The 10,000-nt window shown below is 62.4% G+C and carries 6 protein-coding genes; 2 read left to right on the forward strand and 4 right to left on the reverse strand.

Annotated features, from left to right (window positions below; all coding sequences use genetic code 11):
• The first annotated feature begins 102 nt into the window (after positions 1 to 102).
• The gene (locus LDL37_RS00445; protein ID WP_290792763.1) at positions 103 to 918 is read left to right on the forward strand and encodes an ion transporter; all 816 of its coding nucleotides are present in this window, start codon (positions 103 to 105) and stop codon (positions 916 to 918) included.
• Positions 919 to 1,364: 446 nt separating this feature from the next.
• On the opposite strand, the gene LDL37_RS00450 is transcribed toward LDL37_RS00445, so the two are convergent.
• On the reverse strand, positions 1,365 to 3,320 hold the full coding sequence (locus tag LDL37_RS00450) for a beta-N-acetylglucosaminidase domain-containing protein (protein WP_290792765.1): 1,956 nt from the start codon (positions 3,318 to 3,320) through the stop codon (positions 1,365 to 1,367).
• Between the two features lie 229 nt (positions 3,321 to 3,549).
• A complete protein-coding gene (locus tag LDL37_RS00455) occupies positions 3,550 to 4,293 on the reverse strand; it encodes a GntR family transcriptional regulator (RefSeq protein ID WP_013480193.1) in 744 nt (247 codons plus the stop codon).
• Between the two features lie 372 nt (positions 4,294 to 4,665).
• Between LDL37_RS00455 and LDL37_RS00460 the strand changes: the two genes are divergently transcribed.
• Positions 4,666 to 6,747, forward strand: coding sequence for an alpha-L-fucosidase (locus tag LDL37_RS00460; protein ID WP_290792768.1), 2,082 nt, complete (start codon positions 4,666 to 4,668; stop codon positions 6,745 to 6,747).
• Positions 6,748 to 6,764: 17 nt separating this feature from the next.
• Here the strand turns inward: LDL37_RS00460 and LDL37_RS00465 are convergent, their stop codons facing one another.
• Together LDL37_RS00465 and LDL37_RS00470 are read right to left on the reverse strand one after the other, a co-directional pair.
• Entirely contained in the window at positions 6,765 to 9,032 is a 2,268-nt protein-coding gene (locus LDL37_RS00465; RefSeq protein WP_290792771.1) for a hypothetical protein, read from the reverse strand.
• The coding region (locus LDL37_RS00470; protein ID WP_290792773.1) for a glycoside hydrolase family 92 protein at positions 9,032 to 10,000 on the reverse strand (969 nt) is incomplete at its 5' end. The genes LDL37_RS00470 and LDL37_RS00465, both read right to left, overlap by 1 nt.

The raw sequence follows: 10,000 nt of genomic DNA on the forward strand, positions 1-10,000 counted from the left end.
GAAGTTTCCCGCCAATATCTCGCTGGGGGTAACGCTGGGCCTGATTGCCGCCGGTGTGATTATTTCGCTTATCAAGACCCACAAACCGGGAGGCCACAGGCCATGACGTTCAGGTCCGCACGGCGTCAGGTCCTGACGATCATCGAACACCCTGCCTTTACCGCGACGGTCGTCACGCTGATTATTCTCAACGCGCTCGTTCTGGGGCTGGAGACCTATCCCGCCATCATGGCTTCGGCGGGCGCGTTACTGTCCTCCATTGACCAGATCCTTCTGTCCGTCTTTGTGCTGGAATTGGGTCTGCGCCTGTTTGCTCAGGGCTGGCGGTTCTTTCGTGACCCGTGGAACCTGTTTGATGCGAGCATCATCATCGTGTCTCTGCTTCCGGCCGCAGGTGCCTTCAGCGTCCTGCGCGCCCTCAGGGTGCTGCGGGTCTTGCGTCTGATTTCCGTCTTCCCCAGCTTGCGGCGCGTCATCGGCGGCATAGTGGCGGCCCTGCCCGGTATTGGGTCCATCGGCGCGATACTGGTGATTATCTATTACGTCTCGGCGGTGATGGCCAGCCAGCTATTTGGGGCCACGCACCCGCAGTGGTTCGGCACGCTGGATGCGTCCCTGTTCAGCCTGTTTCAGATCATGACGCTCGAAGGCTGGGCCGACATGGCGCGCAGTCTGGCGGCCACCCACGCCGCCGCCATTCCCTTCATGATCGTCTTCATTCTGGTGGCGACCTTTACCGTGCTGAACCTGTTTATCGGTGTGATGCTGGAGGCCATGCAGCGGGTTCAGGCGGACAAGGGCACGCCGCAGCCCCCTGCCACGGAGGCCGAAGCCATTGGCGAGCTGACGACGGAGGTCGCCGCCCTGAAGGAACAGATCGAAGCGCTCACCTGGATACTTACGCGTCCGGACAGGTAACCCGCCACTACGGCCAAATCGATCCACCAGAAGGTAAGAGGCTTCATTATCCTGCGTTGGACTGGACCTCACGAAGCATTTTCTGATCGGTATCAACACGCCCGCGGGCCTGTTTCACCCGCCAGACGAACCCAGTGAGGTGGTCGAGGTACACAGCCTCAAAGCCGTGGCGTAGATGTGATATTTGAATCGCCAAAGCTTCGATCCAGAGGGTTTAATCAGAAGGTAAAGACCCCCTCATTGAAAAGCTTGAATTCCTGATTTTTGCTTTTAACACAACGGATTGCGGCGTCCGAAAGTGACATTTGGGGGTCTCGCTTTTGAGGTTCGTCGCGAATTATGAAGAACGCCTTCAGTTTCAAGGTCCGCTACGACGCGGTGTAGGTCACGACCGGAGCGCCGCACGGTGTTAGCCTGCATCTACGTCACCGCCTGTAAAAGGATAGTCAGGGCCAGTAGACCAGCTTCGGGGCCTCAGTAATAAACACATCGAGTACGCCGTCGGCCACCTTAATAGGGCCTTCCGGGCGCGTGGCACCGGGTATGGTGCGCAGTTTTGAAGCCTCGGCCGCCAGGCCTTGCGCCGCCGCAAAGTGATCCGCAGCCATTTGGGCATCGGCGGCCTGAAGCCCATCGACGGTCAGGCGCAGCGCCTTACCCCACTGGGCTGTGGCCGTCAGCCACGGGGCTGCTTCTTCGACAAAGCCTTTGTCCATCACCCCGGCGCGGATGCGGTCCGGCGCGTTGCTCAGATCATCGGCCCATTGCGACAGGGCGCTCAGCGCTGCCTGACGCTCGGCCATATCCGTCCCCGCCAGCGCGTCGCGCACGCGGTTGATGGCGGCCCTCAGTTGTGGCGCCTGTGTCTGCCACGGCTGATTACCAAAGGTGGGCGCCAGATGCTGCGTATCGAAAAAGGTCAGAAGCGCCTGCGTCACCTGCGGATCATTCCCAGCCAGATCACGCGCCGCCGCCCGCCAGGTGCGTTCGGCGTCATAGGCCTGATCGTTCCACGCAAAGGCCACCAGCCCCGTCACCGCCGGGCGACTGGCCACCTCCTGATTCATAGGGTTGGAGACAATGCCGCTCAGCTCTGCCGACAGGCCGGCTTCACGCCGCGCATAAGGCGCCATCAGCAGACGACCGGCGGATTCGCCAAAATCGTTGACCGGATAATTGTCCCACAGCAGGGTCTTGCGCCCGAAGGCCCTGGTGGCGTTACGCGCATCGGCCACCGAAATCGACGGCGGCACGGTGTCCGTCCCCGTCCACTGGATCACCACGCGCGGATCGAGCGCGGCGGCCAGAGCGGTCTTATAGGGCGAGACCTTGGCGTCGTAATATTCCGTCGGCACCATGATCAGTTCGCCGTGCCCGCTGGCGGCCAGATCGGCCTGCACGGCGTTCAGGAGACTGGCCTGCGCCTTTGCCGCCGCCTCTTCGCCGGACGGACCAAAGGCCGCTTCGTCGGCCGCGCAGTTCCATTTTTTATACTCGATATCATCGAGCGCCACGTAGAAGCTGCGCACCCCCACCCCACGCAGGGCGGCGAACTTGGTGCGGATATGCGCCAGATCGGCCGGGTCGCTATAGCAGATGGAGGGCCCAGGCGAGACGGCATAGACGAAGTTAACATGGTGGCGGTTGGCCAGCCCCACGAGCCCACCCAGGTCTTTTATCGTCTCCGCCGGGTACGGTTCGCGCCACTTGTCGCGCGCATAGACGTCGTCCTTGGGGCTGTAGATATAGGTGTTGGCCTTAAGACCCGACAGGAATTCGATGTGGGCGGCACGCTGCGCCATGCTCCACGGCTTGCCGTAAAAGCCTTCGATAGTCCCGCGCACCGGCATGGACGGATAGTCACTGATCGTCAGCGCCGGCAGACGCCCCTGCGCCACGATCTGCCTGAGGCTCTGGGCCGCGTAATAGAGGCCGTCGGCATCGGCACCCGCCAGCACGATCAGTGCCCCGGAGGCCTGCTGACGCGTCGTCAGCAGATAGGATTCGGGACGTGTGGGGACCGCCGCGCCCGTCACGCTGAGCGCCGCCTTGACCTCGGCGTCGTTGACCGTGCCAATCACCGCATAGTCACCCGTAAAGCGCTTCGGCAGGCGCTTGACCACACGCACCGTTTCAACCCCTGCGGCCGTCAGGACCCGGCGTACCAATGCCTCGGTTTCGGCATCGACCTTATCACCGCGCACCAGCAACAGCGACCTCCCCAGCTTCAGGTCCGGTCCGGTCAAGGTCAGGGACTGTGGCACGGGATAGACCGCCGGTGCCGTCGCCACCGGTTGCGCCTGCGCGGTCATCCCTCCCGCACACAGTACAGGCGCGCTGACGGCGCACACAAACCAGCGCAAGGCCAGCCAGCGCGAACGACGGGTTGACTTCAGTCCCATAGTCAGGTCCTTCAAAGGTAATGCAGAGGTTCTATATAGGTATTGGATATAGGCGAAATTTCCGCCTGTCCAGAGCCTGCACCGCCACAATCCGGGATTCGTGAGGGGCCATGTGCCTATCTAGCCCTCCCGGCGAAGGACTATAGCCGCACGCAGCGCGGCAGTGGCGATTCGGAGCCACTGCCGGATCACGCTCAGAAACAACAAAGGTTGGGATCAGAGGGCCGGATCAGCCCAGTTCGGCGATCACGTCGTACGCTTCGCCGTGATAATAACACTGGCTGAATTCGACCGCCGTACCGTTGGACAGGAAGCCGCGGCGTTCGATAAACAGACCACATTCCCCGGTTTGTACGCCCAGCAATTCCGAGTGCGCCTCACTGAGGGGGGCCGCGCGAAGGCGTTGCAGGGCGCGCACCGGGCGGCTGCCCGCCGCGGCCATGGCTTCGTAGAGCGATTCCTGCACCACATCGACCGAGGGCAGGAACTGCGCCGGCACGACGACGAACTCCAGACAGACGCGCACGCCGTCAGCGCAGCGAATGCGGTGAAAACGGTGGACCAGCGATCCCGGCGACAGACCAAGCGCCAGCGCTTCTTCGGGCGTGGTCATGCTGGTGGTTTTTTTCAGCCAGATGCTCGATGGCTTATAGCCGCGCGAGCGGATATCCTCTGAAAATGAGGTGAGAATGGCAAAATTCTTCTCGACCCGCGTAATCGACGGCATGGACACATAGGTGCCCGACCCTCGCGTGCGCGTCAGAAGCCCCTCTTCGACCAGCCCTTCGACCGCCTTACGCACCGTGATGCGCGACACGCCATAAAGCACGCACAACTCACGCTCAGGCGCCAGCGCCGCCCCCGGCTTCAGCTTCCCCCCCGCGATCTCGTCGCGGATGGCATTGCGGATAAGCAGGTAGGCGTGGCCGCCATCATCTTTCAGAAAGGCAGAGCGCAGAGCTGACTCGTTCATGTCACATCCAGTCGTTTCCTACCCATTTCATGTGGGTCTTCTGGCTTTCAGTCAATTAGAAGTTTGCATTTTAAGTCTTTGCGCGTTGTCCCCACACGCAAAACAGAGATCGTATACGGTAGCGATATCAATCACGGCCGGAACGGACAATACATATTAAATACATTTGCTTGCCAAAATCCTAAGCCCAATTACACCTGAAACCCTTGCGTCCGCTACCATGCCCTGCCCCATTCAAGCGCCCATCAGCCCTGTGAGCCCCTGTGTTTTCACGATTAAAAGGCAAAATACGAAGCCTCTGACTTTACGCTTGCAATCAATACCGGCTGAATTAGGGTGTTACCAATTATGAACCAAAGAGGCAAATTGGCCATGATAATGGATCGTCGCACCCTGTCCCTGTCCGTTTTCGCTGGTCTGGTCGGCGGCCCGGCCCTGGCCCGCGCCCCCAAAGGCCCCGCCCCCTTCGGCGCGACGCCGTCGGTGCGTCAGTACGACTGGCAGCGGCTCGAAACCTACGGCTTCATGCACTACACCATGAACGCCTTTACGGACCGCGAATGGGGCTATGGCGATGAGCCGGTCAGCCTGTTCAATCCCACCGATTTCAGCGCCGATCAGATCGTTCTGGCGGCCAGAAGCGGCGGGCTGAAAGGCATAATCCTGACGGCCAAGCACCACGATGGTTTTTGCCTGTGGCCCAGCCGCTATACAGAGCATTCGGTCAAGTTCAGCCCTTACAAGGATGGCAAGGGCGACATTGTCGGCGAAATGGCCGAAGCCTGTCGTAAGCACGGCCTGAAGTTCGGCGTCTATCTGTCGCCGTGGGACCGCAATCACGCCGAATATGGCCGCCCGGCCTATGTCGAATACTATCACAATCAGCTCGAAGAACTGACGACGCAGTACGGCCCGCTGTTTGAGGTCTGGTTCGACGGCGCCAATGGCGGTGATGGCTATTACGGCGGCGCGCGTGAACGGCGCAAGATCGACGCCCTCACCTATTACGGCTGGGACACCGTCCGCGCCATTGTGCGCAAGAACCAGCCGCACGCCGTCATGTTTGCCGATGAGCATATGGATGTGCGCTGGGTCGGCAATGAGCATGGTCAGGCCGGTGATCCCTGCTGGCCTACGGTCGATGAAACCCCCTACACCATGGCCAAGGGCAATGCCGGTGTGCGCGGCGGCAAGATCTGGAACCCGGCGGAAACCAATACCTCGATCCGGCCCGGCTGGTTCTGGCACGCGGATGAAAGCCCGCGCACCCCGGCCAATCTGACGCGCGTCTATTTCGAGTCGGTGGGGCGCGGCACGACCCTGTTGCTTAACCTCGCGCCTGACCGCCGCGGTCGCGTGCCCGATGCCGATGTGGCCTCGCTCACTGGCTGGAAAGCCATTCTGGACAAGACCTTTGCCCGCAATCTGGCCACGGGGGCCAAGGTGACGGCCTCCTCGACCTATGGCGAGGGGTTCGGCCCGGCGCAGGCCCTGAAAAGCAATGCCTTCTGGGCCGCCCGCACCTCGGACAAGGCCGGGGCGTGGATACGCTTTGACCTGCCCAAGGCCCAGACCTTTGACGTCATCCGCACCGCCGAGGATATCCGCAAGGGCGTGCGCGTCGATGATTTCGCCATCGATATCCTCGAAAACGGCCGCTGGCGCCCCCTGCAAACCCACACCTATATCGGCTACAAGCGCCTGACGCGCCTGTCGGCCCCCGTGACGACGCGTGCGGTGCGTATCCGCATCCTCAAGGCCGCCGCTTCGCCCATTCTCGGCGATTTCGGCCTGTTCCTGATGCCGCCGGTGCTGGAAGAACCCACGATCAAGCGCGATCGCGCCGGACGGGTCAGCCTGAGCGCCGCCGAAACCGATGTCCGCCTGTTCTACACCCTGGACGGCAGCGCGCCGACAACGGCCTCGACGCCCTTCAGCGCCCCCTTCCCCCTGCCCGAAGGTGGTCAGGTGCGGGCGGTGGCATTCAGCCCGGCGCGCAAGGTGCTGAGCGCGGCCTCGGTCGCCCAATTCGATGTCGCCCCGGTCGGCTGGCGCATGGTCTCGGCCAGCAGCGACACGCCGAACGCGCTTCTCGATGGCAAGGGCTTTGTCGGCCGCAAGGGCCAGCCCGCCGAACTGGTCCTTGATCTGGGCAAAGTATATGACCTGAAGGGCTTTACCCTGACGCCCGGCGTGCAGGACATCTATCTGGACGTGAACACGGTGGCCCAGATGGGCGCACCGGCGGGTTACGTCGCCTCGGTCAGCGCCGACGGTCAGACCTTTACGCCCGCAGGCGAAGGCGAATTCTCCAACATCGCCAATAGCCGCAGCGAACAGCGCATCCGCTTCGATGCGCCGCATAAGGGGCGCTACCTGAAACTGGTTCTGCCGCGCGCCGTGCAGGACAAGCCGACCGTAGCCTTTAGCGGCGTAGGCATTATTACGCGGTAACGGACAGCGCAGGCGGCCTATCGCGGATAGAGCCAGACCTGCGCCACCTGCCGTCCGCGCCCGGAACCGCCCAGCCCTTCCGTACGGAACCATTTAAGGCTCAGGTGGCCCTGCGCCGTGACCTCTGGCGGCAGGTCCAGCTCTACCGTCTCCGGATTGCTGCGGCGGGCGCGGGCCGCGTGCAGGGTCGTCGTGTCATTGGCGATCAGAGTCAGCGGCAGGGCATAGTCTTCGCCGGCATAGACGATTTTAAGCCGATAGGTCCGTGAGCGATCCAACCCTTCGTAGCGCAGTTCCAGCGGGGTTTCATACAGCGCCTCGGCATAGGTGATCCACGCCAGACGCCAGCCGTCATCCGGCGTGCGGTCGGCAATGCTCTCTATGGCCCCCGCCATTCGCTGCGGGTCGGTGGCCCAGTCAGTGCCGCGTACCAGATGCGGTGAGGCCTGCGGATCGCCCAGATCATCGTAAAATCCGCCGGGCGGCGGCGCATCGCGACGTAACAGCGCTGCCAGACGGTCAGCGCGATTGGGTTCCGGCAGGGCCTCGATCTCATCCATCTGGCGGGTCAGCCACACCCGATCGTTCAGCGACACCTCAAGCCGGTCCAGATTGGCCCCGCGCTCCCAGTTGGACGCCCCATAGAGGCGCACGCTCAGTTGCAGGCCGATGGCTGTATAGAGCCGCCCGGCCAGAGCGTGTATCTCAGTGCGCAAGGCCTGCGTGTCTGTGTCATCGGGAGTGGAAAGCGCCGAACGCGCTGCCTGAAAATTGTTTTTAGACAGTGCCTTATAGGCTTTTTCTTCACGTTGCGTCTCCGCCACAACGCGCCGCTGCACATAGGCGTCATAGAGGGCGCGATAGGCCAGCATGTCGTACCGCCAGTTGTCACGCCGGGGCAAACCCTTCAGCGCTGCCTGCATCCGCGCAATGTTTTGGTTTGCCCGCACTGGCCCGCGCCAGTTGCGCTCCAGACCTTCCAGCACCGCCCCGAACCGCGCGTCGCCCAGAAAATACCGGCCATAGTCCGCCGCCATCGTCCCCGGTGTTTGCGCGGAATCAATGCCGAGCCCGACCCACAACATCTTGTTGACATCATCCGTCACCCCTTCGGAATAGGTGACAAAGCCTTCAAAATCCCCGGCGAAATGGCGGTAGATATGGCTTTGGGCCTGCGGTTGCGGGTTGATGGGTTCGCGCCCTTCGGTGAGGGCAAAGGCCGCATCAAAGCCCGGCACCGGAAACTGCGCGTGCAGGGTATGGGCAATGTCGGGATAGAACAGCACCTTATAGCGTGCTGGTATGCGCACGCGCTGCACTGACACGGCGTCGCGCGATTGCGGCCCGACAAAGACCCCCGTCAACCATGGATTTTCTTGTGCCATAAGGGCGTAGAAGCGCTCATACTGCGCCTTGTCAAAGCCCTGTGCCGACACCCACACCGTCGCCTTCGGGTGATAGCGCCGCAGGATCGCCGCCTCATCGCGGATTAGGGGGAAGAGGATATCCGGCGGGGTATGGCCGGGGTCGCCGCCCGGAATGAACAGGCTGCTTATGTGCGGTGTGGCGCGCACCAGCGCCTCAAAGCGCTTAAGCTCCACCGCCCTTTGCACCGGGTCGCCATAGTCGGCCATCATCTGCGGGTAATAGAGGTGGAAATCGACCCCATAGCGTTGCGCCAATCGCGACACGCCGATCAGGGTGTCGAGCGGCGGGGCCGGAAATAGCGGGCTTTCGGCGGCATCATCCGAAATCGGGGCGATCCATTGCAGGCCATTGGTGCCAAACACGATAAGGTCGCGCAGATGCCGCTCGAACATGGCCAGCGTAAAGGCGTCATAGCTGTTGTTCTTGAAGCGGTAGCCGATCTGATGCGCGCGGATGGCCTTGTCAGGCGCGACATAGAGCGGCAGGCCGCGCACCCGCCCCTGCTCCACCTTGCGCAGCACATGGCCCATACCAAACATCAGACCGCGATCATCGTCACCGGCGATGATCAACCAGTTGTCTTTGGAAAACAGCGCATAGGCTTCCGGGCGCGCGGCCGGCAGGGTCTGGCTCCAGTCCTGCCACGCGGCACGCACCCTGGGTGGCAAGAGCGCGGCCACCTGCGACCGCTGCGCCAGAACCACCTGCCCGCGCAACGCCTCCAGCACCGGCTCCTCCCGGAACCACGCCGCCGTGGTCTGGGCCTGCGGACTGGCGTCAGGGGCGGTGATCAGGTTGGCCGCCACCGCCTGCGCCGACAGGCACAGCCATAGACACAGACACAGGAGCCGTGCCATCACATGAAGGACGGTGGCCGGTCGGCCATCCGCGCCCCGAAGGCCGGGTTGGGCGTGGCGCTCATCAGGAAGCGCAATTCGCCACCGCGCATCAGGGTGTCGTGAGAAATCCACGACCTGCTCCACGCCTTGCCGTTCAGGCGCACCCCGCTGACATAGACCTTATCCGGCCCGTTGCCTTCGGCGACGATGCTCAGATGCCGCCCGTTGCCGAGCGCAAGACGGGCCCGATTGACCAGAGGCGAGCCGAAGACATAGACCCCGCTGACCGGATCAACCGTGTACAGGCCCAGCGCGCTCAGCACGTACCAGGCGCTCATCTGGCCGCAATCCTCATTGCCCTCCAGTCCGTTGGGCTCGGCACGGTACATGGCCTTCATCAGCATCCGCACGCGCGACTGGGTTTTGGGCAGGGCACCCGCATAGGCATAGAGATAGGCGACGTGGTGGCTGGGCTCATTGCCGTGCGCGTACTGCCCGACCAGCCCGCTGATGTCGTCCAGCGAACCATGGTCGAGGTCCGACGGGGCGTTGAACAGCGCATCCAGCTTGGCCTCAAACGCCTTTTCCCCGCCGAACATCTGCATATAGCCATAGAGGTCGTGCTGATTGAGGAAGGTCGCCTGCCAGCCATTGGTTTCCGTATAGTCGCGCCAGCGCTTCTGATCGTGGCCCAGAGACTGCGGGAAATAGGGCGTCACCCACGTGCCGTCGGCCTTTTTGCCGCGCATAAAGTGGATGTAGGAGTCGAAGAGGTTGCGATAATTTCTTGAACGTTCACGCAATTTCCGCGCATCTTCATGGGCGCCGACCGCTGCGGCCAGCTTGGAGGCGCACCAGTCGCTGTAGGCGAACTCCAGTGTGCGCGAAACGGATTCATCGACCTTGTCGGCTGGGATATAGCCCAGTTGGCGATAGAGGCCGAAGCCGTGCACATCGTCATCAAAGGCGCGCTTGCGGATCACCTT

Source organism: Asticcacaulis sp. (assembly GCF_020217185.1).
Lineage (GTDB): Bacteria > Pseudomonadota > Alphaproteobacteria > Caulobacterales > Caulobacteraceae > Asticcacaulis.

Bases quoted from the DNA above. Each gene is read 5' to 3' on its own strand.
- LDL37_RS00445 (WP_290792763.1), top strand. From the start codon at position 103: ATGACGTTCAGGTCCGCACGGCGTCAGGTCCTGACGATCATCGAACAC.
- LDL37_RS00450 (WP_290792765.1), bottom strand. From the start codon at position 3,320: ATGGGACTGAAGTCAACCCGTCGTTCGCGCTGGCTGGCCTTGCGCTGG.
- LDL37_RS00455 (WP_013480193.1), bottom strand. From the start codon at position 4,293: ATGAACGAGTCAGCTCTGCGCTCTGCCTTTCTGAAAGATGATGGCGGC.
- LDL37_RS00460 (WP_290792768.1), top strand. From the start codon at position 4,666: ATGATAATGGATCGTCGCACCCTGTCCCTGTCCGTTTTCGCTGGTCTG.
- LDL37_RS00465 (WP_290792771.1), bottom strand. From the start codon at position 9,032: ATGGCACGGCTCCTGTGTCTGTGTCTATGGCTGTGCCTGTCGGCGCAG.